This window comes from Streptomyces flavochromogenes (assembly GCF_000717595.1).
GTDB classification, from domain to species: Bacteria; Actinomycetota; Actinomycetes; order Streptomycetales; family Streptomycetaceae; genus Streptomyces; species Streptomyces flavochromogenes.
This window is the reverse complement of the sequence record NZ_JNZO01000009.1, coordinates 102387-120734: the sequence shown is the minus strand read 5'-3', so window position 1 is coordinate 120734 and position 18348 is coordinate 102387. Positions and strand designations below refer to the sequence as shown.

Annotated in this window: 17 protein-coding genes and 1 tRNA gene; 14 read left to right on the top strand and 4 right to left on the bottom strand. The window is 70.6% G+C overall.

What is annotated here, in order from left to right; translation table 11 throughout:
• Positions 1–41: 41 nt before the first annotated feature.
• The gene (locus tag IF00_RS0112965) at positions 42–2912 is read right to left on the bottom strand and encodes a bifunctional glycosyltransferase/CDP-glycerol:glycerophosphate glycerophosphotransferase (RefSeq protein ID WP_030317568.1); all 2871 of its coding nucleotides are present in this window, start codon (positions 2910–2912) and stop codon (positions 42–44) included.
• 375 nt (positions 2913–3287) lie between these two features.
• Positions 3288–4829, bottom strand: coding sequence for a DUF6056 family protein (locus IF00_RS0112960; RefSeq protein WP_030317566.1), 1542 nt, complete (start codon positions 4827–4829; stop codon positions 3288–3290).
• A 238-nt stretch (positions 4830–5067) separates the two neighbouring features.
• Between IF00_RS0112960 and IF00_RS0112955 the strand changes: the two genes are divergently transcribed.
• The 7 genes from IF00_RS0112955 (at position 5068) to IF00_RS0112925 (ending at position 11733) form a co-directional block, all read left to right on the top strand.
• Entirely contained in the window at positions 5068–6063 is a 996-nt protein-coding gene (locus tag IF00_RS0112955; RefSeq protein ID WP_030317564.1) for a glycosyltransferase family 2 protein, read from the top strand.
• Complete coding sequence (locus tag IF00_RS41165; RefSeq protein ID WP_030317562.1) at positions 6063–6530, top strand: GtrA family protein; 468 nt, start codon at positions 6063–6065, stop codon at positions 6528–6530. Before IF00_RS0112955 ends, IF00_RS41165 begins: the two co-directional genes overlap by 1 nt.
• An 88-nt stretch (positions 6531–6618) precedes the next feature.
• Positions 6619–7755: a glutamate 5-kinase gene (gene proB, locus IF00_RS0112945; protein WP_030317560.1), complete on the top strand. Its 1137-nt coding sequence runs from the start codon at positions 6619–6621 to the stop codon at positions 7753–7755.
• Between the two features lie 158 nt (positions 7756–7913).
• Positions 7914–8435, top strand: a complete 522-nt coding sequence (locus IF00_RS0112940; protein WP_030317558.1) for a hypothetical protein — start codon at positions 7914–7916, stop codon at positions 8433–8435.
• 114 nt (positions 8436–8549) lie between these two features.
• Complete coding sequence (locus IF00_RS0112935; RefSeq protein ID WP_030317556.1) at positions 8550–9833, top strand: glutamate-5-semialdehyde dehydrogenase; 1284 nt, start codon at positions 8550–8552, stop codon at positions 9831–9833.
• Between the two features lie 76 nt (positions 9834–9909).
• A complete protein-coding gene (locus tag IF00_RS0112930) occupies positions 9910–10470 on the top strand; it encodes an SCO2584 family spore wall biosynthesis protein (protein WP_030317554.1) in 561 nt (186 codons plus the stop codon).
• Positions 10471–10647: 177 nt separating this feature from the next.
• Positions 10648–11733: an SCO2583 family membrane protein gene (locus IF00_RS0112925; RefSeq protein WP_030317553.1), complete on the top strand. Its 1086-nt coding sequence runs from the start codon at positions 10648–10650 to the stop codon at positions 11731–11733.
• A 72-nt stretch (positions 11734–11805) separates the two neighbouring features.
• Here the strand turns inward: IF00_RS0112925 and IF00_RS0112920 are convergent, their stop codons facing one another.
• A complete protein-coding gene (locus IF00_RS0112920) occupies positions 11806–12939 on the bottom strand; it encodes a M48 family metallopeptidase (protein WP_030317552.1) in 1134 nt (377 codons plus the stop codon).
• Between the two features lie 128 nt (positions 12940–13067).
• Between IF00_RS0112920 and IF00_RS0112915 the strand changes: the two genes are divergently transcribed.
• From IF00_RS0112915 to IF00_RS0112885, 7 genes are all read left to right on the top strand, one after another.
• Positions 13068–13304, top strand: a complete 237-nt coding sequence (locus IF00_RS0112915; protein ID WP_030317551.1) for a hypothetical protein — start codon at positions 13068–13070, stop codon at positions 13302–13304.
• An 83-nt stretch (positions 13305–13387) separates the two neighbouring features.
• Positions 13388–13549, top strand: coding sequence for a hypothetical protein (locus IF00_RS46105; RefSeq protein WP_015033566.1), 162 nt, complete (start codon positions 13388–13390; stop codon positions 13547–13549).
• Positions 13550–13599: 50 nt separating this feature from the next.
• Complete coding sequence (nadD, locus tag IF00_RS0112905) at positions 13600–14220, top strand: nicotinate-nucleotide adenylyltransferase (RefSeq protein WP_030317550.1); 621 nt, start codon at positions 13600–13602, stop codon at positions 14218–14220.
• Between the two features lie 19 nt (positions 14221–14239).
• The gene (locus IF00_RS0112900; protein ID WP_030317548.1) at positions 14240–15925 is read left to right on the top strand and encodes an LCP family protein; all 1686 of its coding nucleotides are present in this window, start codon (positions 14240–14242) and stop codon (positions 15923–15925) included.
• Between the two features lie 83 nt (positions 15926–16008).
• On the top strand, positions 16009–16476 hold the full coding sequence (gene rsfS, locus IF00_RS0112895) for a ribosome silencing factor (protein WP_037638129.1): 468 nt from the start codon (positions 16009–16011) through the stop codon (positions 16474–16476).
• Positions 16473–17126 carry a histidine phosphatase family protein gene (locus tag IF00_RS0112890; protein WP_030317545.1) on the top strand — a complete coding sequence of 218 codons (654 nt, stop codon included), beginning with the start codon at positions 16473–16475 and terminating at the stop codon, positions 17124–17126. Before rsfS ends, IF00_RS0112890 begins: the two co-directional genes overlap by 4 nt.
• Positions 17127–17221: 95 nt before the next feature.
• Positions 17222–17294 (top strand) — tRNA-Ala (locus IF00_RS0112885).
• Between the two features lie 127 nt (positions 17295–17421).
• Here the strand turns inward: IF00_RS0112885 and IF00_RS0112880 are convergent.
• Positions 17422–18306 (bottom strand): helix-turn-helix transcriptional regulator, encoded by an 885-nt coding sequence (locus tag IF00_RS0112880; RefSeq protein ID WP_030317543.1) that lies wholly within the window; start codon positions 18304–18306, stop codon positions 17422–17424.
• Positions 18307–18348 lie beyond the last annotated feature (42 nt).

Sequence of the window (18348 nt, the reverse complement as noted above, 5' to 3'; positions counted from 1 at the left end):
GACGATGAAGATGTCGCGGCCTGACACGGTGGTCTGGTGGGTCACTTCCCGCTCCTGGTGAAGAACTTGGCGACGATCCGACGCGCCGCGTCGCCCCGGTCGTACTCGCTGAACTCCGTGTTGAACCGCTGGCGGGCCGCCGCGTACTTGGTGTCGGCCTCGTCCTTGAAGTTGGCGATCACTCCGAAGAGTTCCTCCTCCGTGGCCACGACAGGGCCGGGAGCGCGCTCCTTCAGGTCGAAGTAGGTGCCGCGGTTCTCCTTGGCGTACTCGTCGTAGTCGTACGTGAAGAAGATCATCGGGCGGTCGAGCAGCCCGTAGTCGAACATCACGGACGAGTAGTCGGTGATCAGCCCGTCCGCGAGGGCGAGCAGCGGAGTGATGTCGTGGTGGCGGGAGACGTCGATGACCCGTCCCCGGACCGACGGCGGCAGCGTCACACTGTTCAGGTAGTGCGTCCTGATCAGCAGCTGGTGGGTGTCGCCGAAGCGCTCCGCGAACTCCTCGACGTCGAAGGGAGCCTGGAAGGCGCGCACCTTGCCACCGGGGGCGGCGCGGAAGGTCGGCGCGTAGAGCAGGACCTTCTTCTCCGGGTCGATGCCCAGCTCGGCCGCGAGCGGACCACGGTCCCGGTGACCCGTCTCGGTCTCCTTGCGGCGCGCCTCGGCGAGGTCGTCGTTGCGCGGGTAGCCGACGGGCAGCAGCACCTCGTCGCGGAGGCGGAAGCCCCGGGCGAGGGTGCGCCGGTCGTGCTCACCACGGATCAGGAAGTGGTCGAAGCGGTCCAGGGCCTGCTGGAAGGAGGCCGCCGAGGCCAGGCCGCGCGCCTTCGTGGTGGGCTCGTCGAAGCCCATCCGCTTGAGGGCGGTGCCGTGCCACGTCTGGATGTACGTGGTCCCCGGGCGCTTGGTGAGGCGCAGCGGGAAGCCCTGGTTGTCGATCCAGAACTCGGCCTGGGCGAGCGCGCGCAGGTACTGCCAGCTCCAGCGCTCCACCAGGGTGGCGTCCTCGGGGAAGCCCGTCGGCTTGGCGCCGGCGTACGACCAGACGGCCTCGAACGGGATGCCCTGACGGCGCATCTCCTCGTAGATCGCCTTGGGGCTGTCGCTGTACTGCTTGCCGAGGTGGCTCTCGAAGACGACCAGGCCCTTGCGGATCGGCAGCTTGCTGTAGAACTCGTGGTAGACGCGCAGCTTGGTCTCGCCCGAACGCAGGTCCTTCTTCGCCTTGAGCAGGCGCTTCAGACTGGTCTTCGCGAGTCCGGCGGCGCGCCCGTGCATGGCGCCCTCGATCATCGCCGAGGTGTGCACGGCCGCCTTGCCCTCGGCACCGAGGACGTACGACAGGTTGCCCTTCTTGGTGACCTCGGGCACGAAGCGGTCGGAGACCAGCTGGGTGAGACGCGGTCGGATCCGCAGGGTGCCGGCCTCGTCGATGGGTGTCCCGCCGACGGACACCCGGGTCCTGAGCCGCTGGCCGTCGACCATGAGGATCAGACGGACGTCCCAGACGGCGTCGATGATGCCGAGGGGGCGGACGGTGCGGGCGATGTCGGCCCGGCCCTCCCACTCGATGTGCTCGCCGGCGTGGCGGATCGTGGTGACGGGGATGCGGGCGGTCTTGCCGCCGACGCTGCGGCGGGCCGAGATCTCGAGCACCGCGCTGATCTCCGCGTCGGGGCTGATCCGGCCCAGCGGGTTGACCACACGGCCCGAGAGGCTGACGACGCCGTCGGCGCTGGAGTACGAGGTCAGCCGGTTGCCCAGGACGATCGAGGTCAGCGGCCGGCTGTGGAAGTTGGACGCGGTGACGTCCAGGATCTGACGGCCCTGCTCGGTGTCCAGGTGCTCGGCGCACCAGTAGACCTGCCCGTCCTTCTCCGCGAGCGGGGAGGTGAGGCGACCGGAGTTGGTGAGCGCGTCGGTGGCCGGGAGGAGGTTGGTCCAGTCCTCCTTGCTCAGCAGGTAGGCGCAGATGGCGTGCATGCGCTGCACCTCGTCGTACGCCTGCGGGTCGATCTCGGCGAGGTAGCCGTTGGCGACCGCGGCGAACTCACGCCGGTAGTCCTCGTCGAGCAGCGCCAGGTCACGGAAGTGGAGGACCAGGTCGTGCTTGAGGAACTTGATGTCCTTGCGGTACTTGAGCTCGTCGTAGCCCTTGCTCTCCAGCAGGGCGTCCACGCGCCGGTGGATCTCCATGCGGTGCACGAAGTTGGCGATCTCGTGGCGCCTGTTGCTGATCGACTTGGCGGCGGCGCTCTCCTGCACGTTCCAGTAGTAGACCGTGTTGGGGATGAGCGTGATCCGGCTCGCGGCGACGTAGGCCTGGGCCGAGAAGAGCAGGTCCTCGTAGTGGATCCCGACCGGGAACTCCAGCCCGGACTCCAGGAGGAACTCGCGGCGGTAGCACTTGTTCGTCGACAGGGTGTCGAAGGTCAGCAGGTCCGGCAGCTCGGTGATCGACTCGATGGTCCGGGTCGCCGAGTAGAGCCAGGGGTACCAGGAGGTCCGCTTCTGGTTGCGGCTGTCGAGGTGCACGCGGACGCAGAGGCCGGAGACGATGTCGGAGCCGGTGCCCTCGGCGGCCTCCAGCATGTTGCGGCAGGCGTTGCGCTCGAGCACGTCGTCGCTGTCGAGGAACATGACGTAGGCGCCGGCGCACTGCTGGATGCCGAAGTTGCGGGGCGCACCGCAGCCGCCACTGTTCTCTGGCAGCTGGAACGCTCTGACCCGGTCAGGGTTCCCGGCGGCGAGCGCCTGGGCCACGGCGAAGGTGTCGTCCTTGCTGCAGTCGTCGACGATCACGACTTCGACGCTGTGCAGGGTCTGATCCAGCACCGACTGTACGGCCGTCGGCAGACGCTCTGCGTCGTTGTATGCGATGACGACCACGGAGACGTCAGGCACTTGCACCTCGATCCACTTGTCTTTCCTCCAGACACACCCAAGCTACCTGGTGTTCCCCACCCGGTTTGTCGCGCCTTCCGGCGGTTACGGCATGTGCCGTGTCCTGATCGTGACGGGCGGGCCGCGTTCGCGGGGGCAACCATTCTCACGCGTCAGGAGTCGCCCGTACGGGCGTTGACTGATCAGCGGCGCCCACACGGGGCCGTGAGTCCCGGGACGGTACCTCACACCCTCTTGCGGACGCCTCCCCGGAGTGACGGGGAACACACCTCTCCCCCGGGTTCCGGAGGCCGGAATCGGGGGAGAGGGGTTCGGCGTGGCGGCCGGATGTGTCCGACGCGACACGCCGGACGAGGCCGTCGAGCGGGTGTCCGCCGGGCGTCAGGGACGGTTGAGCCGGTCCACCTCGTAGTAGCGGGCCGCGCACTGGGCCGCCCAGTCGCGCTCGTACACCTTGGTGAAGAAGGGTTCCGCGAGCCAGCCGATGTGCATGGGGCGGTACGTCACCTCCGTGGCGCCGTTCGCGATGTCCGCGCGGATCTGAGCGTTCTGCCGGTCCCAGGCGATGCCCCGCGCCACCGTGCCCGTGGTCGTCGAGTACACCGGCTGCACCAGGGCGATCGCACTCGCCACGGCGAGTCCTCCCGCCGCGAGCAGCGTGACCGCACGGGCGGCGCGGACGGCGGGCCGGGGGGCCTGGAGCCGCTGACCGAGCCGGTAGCCGGCCCACGTGCCGTACGCGAAGAGGATGAGCAGCATCGGGACGAGGAAGTTCGTCCAGGTGCGGGCGTACGTCCAGCCGGTCACGCCGTACCCGCTGCGCAGGCCGTAGGCGACGCCCAGGCTCGCGAGGGCGAGCAGCGGCAGCGGCAGGAGCGCCGCCACGACCGTCACGCCCCGCGGGCGGCGCCGCCCGGCGGGGGCGGCGGCGCGGTCACGGGACGGGCCGGCGAAGACGAGGCCCAGACCCAGCAGGACGCCGACGGCCAGGGCCCCCGCGTACGCCCACTGGTCGGTGATCGTCTGCCACATGCGCCACCAGTCGTGGACGATCTCGCCCGCCTCCGAGAGCGTCAGCGGCTTCTTCGGCACCTGGGCGCGCCGCCACTGCGCACCGGGAGAGGTGTAGAGGAGGGCGAGGCCGCCCGCGAGACCGACGCAGGCGGCGGCGCACCAGGTGGAGACGTACCAGTCCTTCGCCCAGCCCAGGCGGGGCAGGCAGAGGACTCCGACGGCGGCCGCGGAGATGCCGGCCACCATGGTGAACGGCTCGCTGAGCGTTCCTATCGCCATGCCGATGAGGACCGCCGTCGCCACGGCGGCGACGCGGCCGCGCGGGCTCCGGGCCGCGAGCACGGCGACGACCACGGCCCAGAGGCCGATCACGCTCGGCAGCGTGTGGGAAATGGTCGCCGGGGCCCACAGCAGCACCTGGTAGGCGCGCGTACCGGCGAAGAACAGCAGCGCCTCGATGAGGCCCACGGCGGCCACGAGCAGCACCGCGGGGGGCTGCGGACGGCCGAGGGCGCGCAGCGCGGCGCGGGCGAGCAGGAAGAGCGCGACGCCGAGCGCCACCACCAGGAAGGCGGGCAGCAGCTTCGGGCCCAGCATGTCGTCCGCGTAGATCACGCCGCTGAGGAAGGCGTTGGTGACGCGGCCGTTCTGGGTGTTGTAGAAGTCCGAGACCAGCCCGAACGGGCCCATGTCGCGGGCCTTCCAGAGGGCGCACCAGTCGTCGGACGTGGGGCGCACATAGAGGCCCAGGAAGGCGCCGACCGCGAGGAGCGCGCCCGAACCGACGGCGACGAGGAGCCCGACGCTGCTCAGGGCCCGTCGGAACCCGTTCCCACCAGGGGTGCCGGTCTCCGCTTCGTCTTCCGGAAGCGGTATGTCACCGCGCTCTGAGGTGGTGATTCTGCTCACCGGTGGTAGCTCCCCTGGCCATCGGCCGTTATCAAGGTGGCAATTGTGTGGAAATGCCACGTATGTTCAAGGTCTTCCGCGATGCTTTATTGTATGGACGGCATGCCGACCGGGGCGGCCACGCGGGGCATGCCCGTCGGCCTTCACCCGCCTTGTACCGCACCGTGCTGTCCAAGGAAGAGTCTGCTGGTCGCCGCTCAGGGCGCGCCCTCGCTCATCCCGATGGAGTGAACGTTCCATGACCAAACTTTCCGTCGTCGTTCCCTGCTTCAACGAGGAGGACGTCGTCGAGCTGTTCGACGTGCGGATGCGTCAGGTGCTCGACGCCCTCCCGGTCGACTACGAGATCTGTTACGTGGACGACGGCAGCTCCGACGGAACGCTGGGCAAGCTGCGGGAAATAGCGGCTCTGCACCCGAGCCGGACCCAGTATGCCTCCTTCAGCCGAAACTTCGGCAAGGAGGCCGCCATGCTGGCGGGTCTGCGCAAGTCCACCGGCGACGCCGTCGTGATCATGGACGCCGACCTCCAGCACCCGCCGGAGCTCCTCGCGCGCATGCTGGACCTGCACCACCAGGGCCACGACCAGGTCATCGCGCGCCGGACCCGCGAGGGCGACAAGAAGCTCCGCTCCGCGCTCAGCCGTATGTACTACCGGGCCGTCAACCGCTGGGTCGACGTGGAGCTCACCGACGGCGTCGGCGACTTCCGTCTCCTCTCCCGCCCTGCCGTCGACGCACTGCTCTCGCTCCCCGAGTACAACCGCTTCTCCAAGGGTCTGTTCTCCTGGATCGGCTTCGACACCGTCACCTTCGACTACCAGAACGCCGCACGCGAGGGCGGTGAGACGAAGTGGAAGTTCAGCTCCCTGGTCAACTACGGCATGGACGGGCTGATCTCCTTCAACAACCGTCCGCTGCGCATCGCCCTCTGGCTCGGGATGATGCTGAGCGGCTTCGCGGCCCTCTACGTGGTCTGGGTGGCCGTCGCCGCCATCGCCCACGGCGTCACCGCTCCCGGATACGTCACCCTCGTCGCGATCATCGTCGGCCTCGGCGGTGTGCAGATGGTGATGCTGGGCCTGATCGGCGAGTACATCGGCCGCATCTACTACGAGACCAAGCGCCGCCCGCACTTCCTCGTGAAGGAGACCCACCGCTCCTTCGGTCGCGGTACCGCGGCGCACACCGCCGCCGAGCGGGTCCGCGTCGCGGCCACCGACGGAGAACACTGATGGGGGACGGCTCTCCCACGGCGAAGCGGGCACGACTCGCCGAGATCTTCCGCTTCGGACTCGTCGGCGGCGTCAACACCGGTACCTTCTTCGGCTGTTACCTGCTGCTCCACCCGTGGATGCCGTACTTCGCCGCGTACTCCCTCGCCTTCGTCCTCAGCATGATCGGCTCCTTCTTCCTCAACACGTACTTCACCTACCGCACCCGGCCGACCTGGAAGAAGTTCGCCCTCTTCCCGCTCACCAACGTCACCAACTACCTGGTGCAGAGCGTCGGTCTGTACGCGCTCGTCACCTGGGCCGGAATGGACGACCGGATCGCGCCGCTCGTCGCGGCCGTCGTCGCCATCCCCTTCACCTACCTCATCTCCCAGCGCATCCTCGTCCCCCGGAACAACGGAAAGGACTCCGACGACACCGGTCCAGGGAGCGAAACGGACGAGCGGCAGCCCTCCCGGCTCGCGTAGATTGCCTGGCAGTCGCGGCGGGGAGACACGCGGCACGTGGGACAGCCGAGTGAGGACGACGCAGGTGGCGGCACAGGTGACGACGCAGATGACCGGAGCGACGGACGACGCGAGGCGATATGTGACGGAGGCCCGCAGGATCGTCGTCAAGGTCGGATCCTCCTCCCTCACCACCGCCTCCGGGGGCCTCGACGCCGATCGCGTCGACGCCCTCGTCGACGTGCTCGCCAAGGTCCGCAGCGGCGGCGAGAAGGAGATCGTCCTCGTCTCCTCCGGCGCCATCGCCGCGGGCCTCGCGCCGCTCGGCCTCACCCGCCGCCCCAAGGACCTCGCCCGGCAGCAGGCCGCCGCCAGCGTCGGCCAGGGCCTCCTCGTCGCCCGGTACACCGCCTCCTTCGCCCGCTACGGCGTCCGCGTCGGCCAGGTCCTCCTCACCACCGACGACACCAGCCGGCGCGCGCACTACCGCAACGCCTACCGGACCCTCGACCAGCTCCTCGCGATGGGCGCGCTGCCGGTCGTCAACGAGAACGACACCGTCGCCACCGACGAGATCCGCTTCGGCGACAACGACCGGCTCGCCGCCCTCGTCGCCCATCTCGTCCGCGCCGACCTGCTCGTCCTGCTCTCCGACGTCGACGGCCTCTACGACGGCGACCCGTCCAAGCCCGGCACGTCGAGGATCGCCCAGGTCGCGGGACCCGACGACATCGCCCATGTGGAGATCGGCTCCGCCGGCAAGGCCGGCGTCGGCACCGGCGGCATGGTCACCAAGGTCGAGGCCGCCCGGATCGCCGCCGCCGCCGGCATCCCCGTGGTCCTCACCTCCGCGAGCCGCGCCGCCGACGCCCTCGCCGGGCGCGACACCGGTACGTACTTCCACCGCACCGGCCGCCGCTCCGCCGACCGGCTTCTGTGGCTGGCGCACGCTTCCACCCCGCAGGGCTCCCTCACCCTGGACGACGGAGCCGTACGAGCCGTCGTCGAGGGCAAGAAGTCCCTGCTCGCGGCCGGCGTCGCGGGCATCGAGGGCGACTTCGTGGCGGGAGACCCGGTCGAACTGCGCGACACCGCCGGCCGGGCCGTCGCCCGCGGCCTCGTCAACTTCGACGCCAAGGAGATGCCCCGGATGCTCGGGCGCTCCACCCCCGAGCTCGCCAGGGAGCTCGGCCCCGAATACGAGCGCGAGGTCGTCCACCGCGACGACCTGGTCGTCATCGGCTGACCCTCGCGCCCCTCCCGAAACGGCTGAAAGTGCGGCCATCCGGAAGGGACGTTTACCAAAACCGCCCCAAGTGCCGCCTCGGGCTGGTCAACTTTGTCTCGGGGGTAAGAGAGCAGGGGCGGGGTACAGCACCACACGCATCACACAGGAGGCCGCCGGTGAGACGAGCGCGCCCAGGGGCGCCGCCCCGAGGGACTGCCGAACGCGCCCTGACCAGTGTCGAGGCCGGAGCCGACTTCGACGAGGCACGGGACAGGTCCACGGACACCAAGACCGAGACCACCACCGAGACACGCGAGGTTCGCGAAACACGTGAGGCACGCGCCAAGGAACAGCCCGTGTCCAAACTCTGGCACATCACGCTCAGCGTGTCGGGTGTGGAGTCACCGCTGAAGGAGGTGCGGCGCGGGCTCGAACAATTGGCCCACGACCACCCCTTCCTGCTGACCAGCAGGTATGCCAACGACCACGCCGAGATCCGGTACTGGGAGGAGGCCCGCGACCTGCACGACGCCGCGGCCGTCGCCCTGCGCCTGTGGGGCGAGCACCGGCAGACCGCCAAGCTGCCGCCGTGGGAGATCGTCGGCCTCGAGGTCATCGACCGCGAGACCTACCACCAGCGGATCGCGGAGGGCTACGGCCCGCCGCCGGCCGCCCCGGTCGGCGTCCACCCGTACTGAACGGGGGCGTGTTCGAGACGCCTCCCCGCGCGGGGCGTCTCGGAACGACCTGGGCACGTCTCGGAGTGCGGGATACGTGAGGGATGTCCGCAGGGGTGCCAGTACCCTGCGGACATGACCTCGCTCACGCCCCTCGACAACCTGTCCCCGGTCACCCGGGCCGCCTACCGGGCCCGTGGCGCCGCCGCCGAAATCGCGCCACTCCCGCGTGCGGCCAAGGACGACGCCCTGCTGGCGATCGCGGACGCCCTCGAAGTGCGCACCGCCGAGATCGTCGAGGCCAACGCCGAGGACATCGCCAAGGCCCGCGAAGCCGGGACCAGCGAGGCGATCATCGACCGGCTCACCCTCACCCCCGAGCGCATCCGGGCCATCGCCGCCGACGTCCGCGACGTGGCCGCGCTGCCCGATCCCGTCGGCGAGGTCGTCCGCGGCTCGACCCTGCCCAACGGCATCGACCTGCGCCAGGTCCGCGTCCCGCTCGGCGTCGTCGGCATCATCTACGAGGCCCGCCCCAACGTCACCGTCGACGCCGCCGCCCTCTGCCTCAAGTCCGGCAACGCCGTCCTGCTCCGCGGCTCGTCCTCCGCCTACGCCTCCAACAGCGCCCTGGTGAAGGTCCTGCGCGACGCCGTCGGAGGCGCCGGACTGCCCGCGGACGCCATCCAGCTCGTCCCCGGCGAGTCCCGCGACTCGGTCCGCGAGCTGATGCGCGCCCGCGGCCTCGTCGACGTGCTCATCCCGCGCGGCGGAGCCTCCCTGATCCGGACGGTCGTCGAGGAGTCCACCGTCCCCGTCATCGAGACCGGTACCGGCAACTGCCACGTCTACGTCGACGCCCAGACCGACCTCGACATGGCCGTCGACATCCTGATCAACTCCAAGGCCCACCGGGTCAGCGTCTGCAACGCGGCCGAGACCCTCCTCGTCCACCAGGACATCGCCGCGGCCTTCCTGCCCAGGGCCCTCGACGCGCTCGCCGAGGCCGGCGTCACCGTCCACGCCGACGAGCGGGTCATCGCCCTCGCCGAGGGCTCCAAGGCCACCGTCGTGCCGGCCACGCCGGAGGACTGGGAGACCGAGTACCTCTCGTACGACATCGCCGCCGCCGTCGTCGACTCCCTCGACAAGGCCGTCGAGCACATCCGGACCTGGTCGTCCGGTCACACCGAGGCGATCGTCACCACCTCGCAGGCCGCGGCGCGCCGCTTCACCCAGCTGGTCGACTCCACCACGGTCGCCGTGAACGCCTCCACCCGGTTCACGGACGGCGGACAGTTCGGCTTCGGCGCGGAGATCGGCATCTCCACCCAGAAGCTGCACGCCCGGGGCCCCATGGGCCTGCCGGAGCTCACCTCGACCAAGTACATCGTCACCGGCGACGGTCACGTGCGGTAATCACTCCTTTCGGTACGGGCGGGGAGGGTTCGCGCTCTCCCTGCCCAAATCCACCTCGCGGGTCTACTCTGAATCCGTGCCGGACGACGTGGGGGGCACGCCGTTCCAGGACGGTGGGGACCCCGAGGACTCTGTCGACCGCGGAGGCGCCGACGAGGTCTACGCCGACGTGGTGTTCGACGAGGACTTCGTGCGGGCCGCGACCGTCCACGAACCCACCGCCGTCGAGCGGCTCCTCGCCGCCGCCCAGGCCCGCGCGGAGGCCGAGTCGGCCCGTGCCCGCGCCGGTGGCGGATCGGGCGACGACGACCTCTACGAGGACTTCCACGACTCCTCCGGCCTCACCTACGAGCCGGACGACATCGGCGACGACGCCAGCCCCTACGGCCGCCACGGCGGCGCTCTGCGCCCCTATCGGGGCAGCGCCCGCTGGCACCGACCCGTCGCCTGGGTCCTCGCCCTCCTCATGGGGATCGGCATGGTCGCCCTGGCGTTCAGCGCCGTCTACCGCGGCGCGGCCGCCAACCGCCAGGACCAGGTCCCGCAGCCGGCCACGACGGGAGTCGACACGCCCAACCCGAACCCCGCCCCGCCGGCCGCCCACGCGCCCGCGGCACGCTCGGCGGCCCCCAAGTAGGCACGCCCCGCGTCCCCCGCATCGCGGTCCGCAGCCGTCTCGGCGCGGTCCACATCCCCCATCCGGCCGCGCCGCACGGCTCCACGCCGGCGCGCACACACCCTGACGGCGGAATTCTTCCGAACTTGTCGTATACCTGGGCGTTTACCGAAGCCCCCGCGGACCTACCCTGAAGGTATGGCAGGGCGTGGCGACCCGCCTGAGGGGACACCCGAGGGTCTCCCCGGTGGTGAGGACGAGTACAGGTCCGTCGTCTTCGACGAGGCGTTCGTCCGCGCTGCCCACCTCCAGGAGTTCTCGGCCCGGGAGCGGATGGGCGAGCACACCGAGGCCGTCCGCAGCCGCCCCTCCTCCTGGGAGGGCCGGAGCGGCTCCCGTCAGGCCCTCATGCTGGTCCTGCTGATCCTCCTCGCCTTCGGTACGGCCATCTATCTGGGCGTCCGGAACCCCTACCAGCCGCCCGCAGACCAGCGGGCCGAGCCGCTGCGGACCACCGTGGTCCCGCTGGCCCCGCAGGGCCCCGTCGTCGGCGGTGTGCCCGACCGGCTCTTCGACCACAGCCCGGCCGCCGAGTACCGCACGGGCGCCGCCGGCATCAATCTCCCCGTCGCGGGGCGCACCACCCACTTCGCCGAGAGCCAGGTCGTCACCGCCCTGAGCATCGCCAAGGACTATCTGGTGGCCTCGTCCCTGGACCCCGACGTCCTGTCCGGGGTCACCGCGCGGCCCCCGCGCCTGCTGCTCGACCCCGACCAGCTGAACCAGTTCGACCGGAGCGTGGAGGCACCGGCCGACGACGGCCGGCACGCCCTCGCCGCCTGGCTGGTCCGCTTCGACCCACGCCAGGCCGTCCTCGCGGACCCCTCGGTCCGTGTCCAGGGCACCCTCCGCTTCGAGGAGACCGGACCCGACACCCTGGACGTCACCGCGGACCACACGTACACCTACGCCCTCCGCCCGGCCGCCCAGGGCGCGGGACCGGTCGGTCAGGCCTCGCTCTTCACCGTCCACCGCGAGGTGCACTTCCGCTTCGACCGCGAGGACCTGCGCATGCACCGGGCCGAGCTGGTGACCAGCGGCGTCGAGGCGGGCCCGCAGGCGTGCGGCGCGGACACCACAGGCTCCCTGAAGCCGCTCCTGGCCGGAGCGCGGGCCACCGAGGCGGGCGGCGGACCGCCGGTCACCGACCCGTACGCCACGGGCCGGCCCGCCGCCCCCTCACTGTGCGGAGCGCTGGCGCCGGGCGCTCAGCCCGCGCTCTGAGACCCGGACTGCTCGGTACTCGCCGCGGGTCACCGAGCTCGGTTCCGGCTGCGGCTCCCGCGCTCGGTCTCGCTACGAGGCGTCCCCGGTGGCGCCGGCCGGGCCGCCCTTGCCGTCCTCGGCGTTCCCGGTGGTTCCGTCGGTCCCCGCGGCGTCCGGCTTCCTCGGGCCCTGGCCGCCGCCGAAGGCGTTGCGCAGCTTCCCGCCCAGGTCGCCCGCCAGGTCACCGGCGCCACCGGCTATGTCGCCGACCAGCTTCATCAGCGGATCCTTGCTGGTCCGCACGGTGTCGGCGTAGTGCCCCGCAGACTCGCGGAAGGAGTCCGTGACCGAGGCGTCCTTGTCCTCCGAGCGCTTGGGGTAGTGGCCGTCCATGATCCGCTGGAAGTCACGGCTCTCCGACCACTTCCGCAGCTCCGCCGCCCGGACGGTGGTGAAGGGATGCGTGCGCGGCAGCACGTTGAGGATCTTGAGAACCGAGTCCCGCAGGTCCCCGGCCTTCTCGTACTCGTCGGCCTGGGCGAGGAACGCGTCGACGTTCATCTCGTGGAGGTGGTTGCCGCCGGCGATCTTCATCAGACCGCGCATCGAGGCCTGCACGTCCTGCCCGACGAGGAGCCCGGCCCGGTCGGCGGAGAGCTCCGACTTGCGGAACCACTCGCGCAGCGCCGTGACGATGGCCATGATCGCGACGTTCCCCAGCGGTATCCAGGCGATCTTGAGCGCCAGGCTGGTGAGGAAGAGCAGCACCGTGCGGTACACGGAGTGCCCGGACAGCGCGTGGCCGACCTCGTGGCCGACGACCGCACGCATCTCCTCCTCGTCGAGGAGCTCCACCAGGCCGGTCGTGACGACGATGATCGGCTCGTCCAGGCCGATGCACATCGCGTTGGGCTTCGGGTCCTGCGTCACGTACATCGGCGGGACCTTCTCCAGGTCCAGGATGTAACAGGCGTCCCGCAGCATGTCGTTGAGATGGCTGAACTGCGCGTCGCTCACCCGGACGGAGTCCGAGAGGAAGAGCAGTCGCAGACTCCGCTCCGGCAGCAGTCCGCTGAGCGCCTTGAAGACCGTGTCGAAGCCGCTGAGCTTGCGCAGCGCCACCAGCGCCGAGCGGTCGGCCGGATGCTCGTAGGCCCGCGAGGAGATACCGGGGAACCGCTTCCGCTGCCTGCTCGGCACGTTCCCCTGGTCGTTCTCGGTCATGGATGCCCCCTGTTCGTACGAGTCGGTGCTCGTCCCCCTGACGAACCCCAGCCTAGGCGCTGGCGCTACCGTGTGCCGGAGCCTGTGGATAACTCGGGCACCAAGGACGACCGAGGAGCACGACCGACATGCCGGACACCGTCGACACCGCCGCAGCCCTGCTCGCGGCCACCGCGCAGCAGGGGCCGGGTGACACGCTCCGTATCGTGCTGCTGGTCTCGATCGTGGGCGGCGCGCTGCTCGCCTGGTTCCTGCTGCGCGGCTACCGCACCGACGACTCGGGCGACGCCGGCACCGGCGACGGTGCTGCCGGCGGCACCGACGGCGGCCCGGGCGGCAACACGGACCGTGACGCGAGTGCCTGAGTCGGCGTGAGCCCTTCCGGACCGCCCGCATACGATGTGCGCGAAGTCTCCGCTCCCATCCCCGATCGATAGGTCTGCCGAAGATGAGCCTCCACAGCACCGCCGCCAACCTGGTCACTCTCGCCGAGGGCGCCGAGCACGGCGGCAACCACGACAGCCTCAGCCCCTACCTCACCGGCTTCGGCGCCTTCGGTGCCCTGCTTCTGCTGCTGTGGATCACCACGCGCTTCAACCGCGACCGCTGAACCGCGACCCTGATCAGGCGTCCGCTGCCGTGCCAGTAGGCTCTGCACGCATGGGAGAGCAGGAAATGCCTACTGGCGGGCGCGGGAAGCGCCGACTCGGCGTGATGGGCGGAACCTTCGACCCGATCCACCACGGACACCTGGTGGCGGCCAGCGAGGTCGCCGCCCTGTTCCACCTGGACGAGGTCGTGTTCGTGCCGACCGGGCAGCCGTGGCAGAAGAGCGACCGGGCCGTGTCGGCGGCCGAGGACCGTTATCTGATGACGGTCATCGCGACGGCCTCCAACCCGCAGTTCTCGGTCAGCCGGATCGACATCGACCGCGGCGGCGCGACCTACACCATCGACACCCTGCGGGATCTGAGCTCCCTCAACAGCGACTCGGACCTCTTCTTCATCACCGGGGCCGACGCGCTGTCGCAGATCCTCACCTGGCGCGACGCCGAGGAACTCTTCTCGCTCGCGCACTTCATCGGCGTCACCCGGCCGGGCCACGACCTCACCGACGACGGACTGCCCAAGGGCGGCGTCTCGCTGGTCGAGGTTCCCGCGCTCGCCATCTCCTCCACCGACTGCCGGGCGAGGGTCGCACAGGGCGATCCCGTCTGGTACCTGGTCCCGGACGGCGTGGTGCGCTACATCGACAAGCGCCAGTTGTACCGCGGCGAGTGAGCTTCGGGGAGGGCCACCGGTGAACGATCAGCAGCATCCGTACGACCCGTACTATCCGCAGCCGCAGATCATCGGCTACGACGAGTACGGGCAGCCGGTGTACCAGCAGCCGCAGCAGGGATACGGATACGACCCGTACGCCCAGCAGCAGTATCCGGAGCAGCAGCAGTACCAGGAGCAGCCCTCGCAGTACCAGGGGCAGCCCCAGCAGCCCCAGCCGTCCAACGAGCCGCAGTACGACCCGTACGGACAGCAGGGCTACGGCTACTCCTCCTACGACACCGGGCAGCAGTGGGCCGCACAGCCCGAAGCCGCCGCGCCCGTCGCCCCGGCCGCGCCCCCCGCTGCCCCGGCCGCGCCCGTCGCGGCGCCCGCCGGGGTCCCCGGGCAGCGCCCCGCCTCCGAGCGCTCCGCGCCGGCCAGGCCCGCCCCCGACGACGACCGTGAGTACCGCACCGAGCAGTTCTCGTTCATCGAGGAGCCGGACGAGGACTCCGAGGACGTCATCGACTGGCTGAAGTTCACCGAGAGCCGTTCCGAGCGGCGCGAGGAGGCCAGGCGCCGCGGCCGCAACCGGATCATCGCCCTCGTGGTCGTGCTCGTCCTCGCGGTCGTGGGCGGCGTCGGCTACCTCTGGTCCGCGGGGATGCTCCCCGGGGCGTCCGAGGAGGAGCGGAAGGGGAACACCGCGACCGGTCCGCAGAAGCGCGACACGATCGTCGTCCACCTCCACAACACCACGGGAGGCGGGACCTCCACCGTCCTGCTCGTCAACAACACCACCACCCGCCAGGGCACCTCGGTCCTGATCCCCAACTCCGTCGTCGTCGCCGACGGCGAGGGCGCCGCGACCACCCTCGGCAAGTCGGTCGAGGACGACGGGTCCAGCGGCACCCGCGAGGCGATCGGCAACCTCCTCGGCGCCCCGATCACCGGCACCTGGCGCCTGGACACGCCGTACCTGGACACCCTCGTCGACCTCGTCAGCGGTATCGAGACGGACACCGACACCGACGTGCCCGACACGAAGAAGGGCGCGGACCCGCTGGTCAGGAAGGGCGAGAAGCAGTCCCTGAACGGCCGGGCGGCCGTCGCCTACGCCACCTACCGGGGCCCGGGCGAGGCCGAGACCAAGCAGCTCCAGCGCTTCGGGCAGGTCATGTTCGCGGTGCTGCGCAAGATCTCGGACAATCCCGAGTCCGCCACGATGACCGTCGAGAGCCTCACCCAGATCTTCGACCCCTCGCTCTCCGAGAAGGACCTGGGCGCCGCCCTGGCCAAGCTCGCCGAGCACGCCAAGGTCGGCGACTACAAGACGGCGCTGCTCCCGGTGGGCCAGGACGGCGCGCTGTCCGACGGCGCGAGCGACAGTGTGGTGAAGGACATCCTGGGCGGAAAGGTCACCGCCCCCGAGGCGGGCGACGTGCCCCGGGTCTCGCTGCGGGACGGTTCCGGCAAGAAGGCGACCGAGGCGGCCCGGATCGTCCTGATCAACGGCGGCTACACCTTCGTGGGCGGCGGTGACGCCGACGTCCAGGAGAAGTCGCAGGTCGTCTACGGTGACGACCTCCAGAAGGCGACGGCGGCCGAGGTGGCCAAGACGCTGGGCCTGCCGGCCGGCTCGGTCACCAAGGGCAAGCCCTCGGGAGCGGCCGCGGTGACCGTGATTCTGGGCCAGGACTACAAGGTGCCGGGGGCCCGGTAAGGGCGCTCCGGAAAACGTTGGCGGGGCCGTCGGCGGTCCGTGAGACCCTGGAGGGGTACTGGACCGCCGACGAAAGCCTGCTTGTGACCGCCACGGATCGTTCCATCGAGCTCGTCAACGCCGCCGCTCAGGCGGCCGCCGACCGGCTCGCGCACGACATCATCGCGTACGACGTCAGCGATGTGCTGTCGATCACCGACGCCTTCCTGCTCGCCTCCGCGCCCAACGACCGCCAGGTCAAGTCGATCGTCGACGAGATCGAGGAGCGCCTCAACAAGGACCTCGGCGCCAAGCCGGTCCGCCGTGAGGGCGACCGCGACGCGCGCTGGATCCTCCTGGACTACGTCGACATCGTCGTCCACGTCCAGCACAGCGAGGAGCGCGTCTTCTACGCGCTCGAGCGCCTGTGGAAGGACTGCCCCGAGCTCGAGCTCCCCGAGGACGCGGCGAAGACCCGCGGCAAGGGTGCCGAGCACGCCGCCCTGACCGGAGTCGACCTCTCCGAGCACGCCGCCGGGCTGCCCGACGGACCGGACGGTGAGCTGAGCTGAGCACGACCAAGGGCGGCACTGGCCGCCGCATCGTTCTCTGGCGTCATGGCCAGACCTCCTGGAACCTGGAGCGCCGCTTCCAGGGCTCGACCGACATCGAGCTGACGGAGACCGGCGTCGCCCAGGCGCGCCGGTCCGCCCGGCTGCTCGCCGCGCTGAAGCCGGACGCCATCGTGGCCTCCGACCTGAAGCGGGCGGCGGCCACCGCCGCCGAGCTGGCCGTGCTCACCGGCCACGCCGTCGCCCACGACTCCGCGCTGCGCGAGACGTACGCGGGGGAGTGGCAGGGACTGACCCACGACGAGATCGTGGCGCGGTACGGCGAGCAGTACGCCGCGTGGAAGCGCGGCGAGCCCGTGCGCCGGGGCGGCGGCGAACTGGAGACCGAGGTGGCCGACCGGGCCGCCCCGGTGGTTCTGGAGCACGCCGACAAGCTGCCCGAGGACGGCACGCTCGTCGTGGTCAGCCACGGCGGCACGATCCGCACCACCATCGGCCGGCTCCTCGGTCTGGAGTCCCAGCACTGGGAGAGCCTGGGCGGCCTCTCGAACTGCTGCTGGTCGGTCCTCGGCGAGGGCGCGCGCGGCTGGCGTCTGATGGAGCACAACGCGGGCACACTGCCCGAGCCGGTCCTCGGCGACGACGACTGAGCCCCACGACCGGCCTGCCGGACCCGGATTTCACTTTCCGGCAGGTCACAGGCTAAAGTTCTTCTTGTTCGCAGCGCAGAGCGCGAAGAACACGAGGGGCTATAGCTCAGTTGGTAGAGCGCCTGCATGGCATGCAGGAGGTCAGGAGTTCAATTCTCCTTAGCTCCACAATCACCGGATCCCGTCCCCAGCAGGGGGCGGGATTCGTCCTTCCCGGGGTCCGACGGTCGGTGGGTCGGCCGTTCCACGGGGGGCCACTGCTCCACTGGCCCGCCGGTCCGTGGGGTCGGCCGATCTACGGGGTTCGTCGTTCCGTCAGCTTCCCCAGGGACCCGAGCCCCTGGCGGCTCTCCTCGTCGTTCGGCGTGTAGGCCACGATCCGGCACTCCGGCATCCCGTTCACCGAGAGGGAGACCGAGGTCAGCCGGACCTCGCCGGTCAGCGCGTGACGGAAGGTCTTCACCCGGGTCCCCGGCGGGACCACGTCGCCGCTGCGCCACAGCCGGGCGAACTCCGGGCTGGCCTCCGCCAGTGCCCGTACGAACTCCTCCCAGGCCGGCTCGCCGACATGGCGGCCGTACGCTCCCCGCAGCTGGGCCACCATCAGCGGCAGCTCCCGCTTCCGGTCGACCACCGGGCAGGTGGGGCCGGGCACGCTGAACAGCGCCCACAGCACGTTGCGTATGCCGAACGGGCCGGTGTCCAGGTCCTCGCGGCCCTCCTGGAAGAAGAGCAGCTCGTACATGGCGTTGGTCGCGAGCACGTCGTACCGCGCGTTGTAGAGCACCGCCGGGTGCGGGTCCAGGGCGTCGAGGATGCCCTGGATCTCCGGGCTGACCACCGCCACGTCCGAGGCCGACCGCTCCGGCGCGTACGGCACCTCGGCCAGGTGGTAGAGGTGCTCGCGCTCGGGCCGGTCGAGCCGGAGCGTCCTGGCCACCGCGTCGAGAACCTGCGCCGAGGCGTTGATCGGGCGCCCCTGCTCCAGCCAGGTGTACCAGGTGACGCCGACACCGGAGAGCTGGGCGACCTCCTCGCGGCGCAGCCCCGGCGTGCGGCGGCGGAGTCCCGGGGGCATCCCCACGTCCTCCGGTGTCACCCTGGCCCGGCGGCTGCGCAGGAACGCGGCCAGTTCCGGTCGTCGGCGTCGCTGTGTCGGTACCGCTGCCACGATCGTCACACCCCCATGGTCGAGTCCCCGTGCCGCCGCTGCCAGGTGGTG

Excerpts from the sequence above, each read along its gene's own strand:
- IF00_RS0112955 (WP_030317564.1), top strand. The coding sequence starts at position 5,068 with ATGACCAAACTTTCCGTCGTCGTTCCCTGCTTCAACGAGGAGGACGTC.
- IF00_RS41165 (WP_030317562.1), top strand. The coding sequence starts at position 6,063 with ATGGGGGACGGCTCTCCCACGGCGAAGCGGGCACGACTCGCCGAGATC.
- proB (WP_030317560.1), top strand. The coding sequence starts at position 6,619 with ATGACCGGAGCGACGGACGACGCGAGGCGATATGTGACGGAGGCCCGC.
- IF00_RS0112935 (WP_030317556.1), top strand. The coding sequence starts at position 8,550 with ATGACCTCGCTCACGCCCCTCGACAACCTGTCCCCGGTCACCCGGGCC.
- IF00_RS0112925 (WP_030317553.1), top strand. The coding sequence starts at position 10,648 with ATGGCAGGGCGTGGCGACCCGCCTGAGGGGACACCCGAGGGTCTCCCC.
- IF00_RS0112920 (WP_030317552.1), bottom strand. The coding sequence starts at position 12,939 with ATGACCGAGAACGACCAGGGGAACGTGCCGAGCAGGCAGCGGAAGCGG.
- IF00_RS0112915 (WP_030317551.1), top strand. The coding sequence starts at position 13,068 with ATGCCGGACACCGTCGACACCGCCGCAGCCCTGCTCGCGGCCACCGCG.
- IF00_RS46105 (WP_015033566.1), top strand. The coding sequence starts at position 13,388 with ATGAGCCTCCACAGCACCGCCGCCAACCTGGTCACTCTCGCCGAGGGC.
- nadD (WP_030317550.1), top strand. The coding sequence starts at position 13,600 with ATGGGAGAGCAGGAAATGCCTACTGGCGGGCGCGGGAAGCGCCGACTC.